Genomic DNA, 1,492 nt, shown 5'->3' on the forward strand with positions numbered 1-1,492 from the left:
AAAAAGATCCGGGAATATATCAACAATCAATTAAAAGAAGATTGGATGGCAGATCAAATAAGTTTAAGTGAGTACATTGACCCGTTCACGGGTGAAAAAGTAAAAGGGAACAAATAAAAATAGCCGCTAAGGGCGGCAGTTGAGAAAGTAGAGCACTTGGCGGACTTTCAATGCGCTTGCAAGCGCAGCTGGTAATAGCCCCTTCTAGGGGCAGAGCAAACCACCGGCTAAGCCGGTGGTCCTGATTGCTATTATTTTTTCTGTTTTGCATTTCCGCGTACATCCACGGGAATTTGTTCGGTTACCATATCATTTCTGACACCTACCAGCCAGCTGGTTAGGTTGGCGGAAGAACAGGAATGATTGGGGATAATCTGGATTTTATCGCCGATTTTCAGAGAAGTGGTACCGTTTACTTTGATTTTGCCAACTTCTTCAGAAAGACCATAAACCGTTAATTCAGGATGGTTTTTCACAATGCCGAATCCGGTAACAGCGGCACTGCCATGTGCTCCCTGATCCAGTCCCAGACATTTTGCCCCTGCGTCACAAAGATAAACGTCTTCAGAAGGATGAGAAATAATGGTAGCAAGCACAGAAAGAGAACAGTCTGCTTCTGTAGCACTTCCCAAGGCAATCTGGATGGCATCATGATAGATGTAATTGCCGGGATGATAAATCTGAATTTCCGGCTGGTCTACAGTCAGTGCAAATGTGGGTGTGGAGCCGCTGGTGACAAAAAAGTCTGTAAATCCGGCAGCTTTCAGGTCAGCTGCGACACTGCCCATGGTTTCTGTTTCCAGCTTTGCAACGGACTGACGTTCCGCTTGGGTGGTGCAGCCATAAACCTGACCGGGATGTGTGGAAATGCCGAAGAACTTCAGGTGAGAAAATTGCTTCATTTCCTGGGCAAAAGCAACTACCTTGGCAGGCGCAACGCCAAAACGGTGGAAATCCATATCTACAATAATAGAATAGAAAAATGTGATGCCTTCTTTTTCCGCAGCAGTTTCCAGCATACGAGCTACATCCAAATGGTCAATGCGGATGATAATGTCCGCCTTATGGGCAAGGACAGCCAGACGGCTGATGTTTTTGGGATTGGCAGGGGGATAGGCATACATGATTTTTCCTGCACCAGCTTCCACAGCCATTTCGCATTCGTCTATGGTGCCGCACAAAAAGCCTTCTGCACCCAATTCCATTTGTTTCTTTAACAGATAACTGCTTTTATGGGTTTTGACCATGGGCCAAAGTGATTTTTTATACTTGTCACATGCTTGTTGGTATGTCTGAAGATTTTTTTCAGCAATATCCAAATCAAGCAAAACGGCGGGGGTTTCCAATTCTGTGATATACATATGCAACACTCCTCGTATAGTATCTTTAGATACCATTATTCTTATATAAAATTTAATAGTTACTTTGTTCAATAGGCTTCATTAAACCCATGATATAATTGTCCCAGTGTCAATCAGGCAAAAGTTCTAGT

The 1,492-nt window shown here is 43.9% G+C and carries 1 protein-coding gene and 1 pseudogene; one reads left to right on the forward strand and one right to left on the reverse strand.

Annotated features, from left to right (window positions below):
• Positions 1–117, forward strand: a pseudogene (locus tag INF29_RS14615) (IS200/IS605 family transposase); the annotation flags it as partial.
• Positions 118–251: 134 nt separating this feature from the next.
• Here the strand turns inward: INF29_RS14615 and INF29_RS14185 are convergent.
• On the reverse strand, positions 252–1,361 hold the full coding sequence (locus INF29_RS14185; RefSeq protein ID WP_193487378.1) for an alanine racemase: 1,110 nt from the start codon (positions 1,359–1,361) through the stop codon (positions 252–254).
• Positions 1,362–1,492: the final 131 nt, after the last annotated feature.

Origin of the sequence: Anaerotignum lactatifermentans (assembly GCF_014982935.1) — a bacterium.
Lineage (GTDB): Bacteria > Bacillota > Clostridia > Lachnospirales > Anaerotignaceae > Anaerotignum > Anaerotignum lactatifermentans.

Bases quoted from the DNA above. Each gene is read 5' to 3' on its own strand.
- INF29_RS14185 (WP_193487378.1), bottom strand. From the start codon at position 1,361: ATGTATATCACAGAATTGGAAACCCCCGCCGTTTTGCTTGATTTGGAT.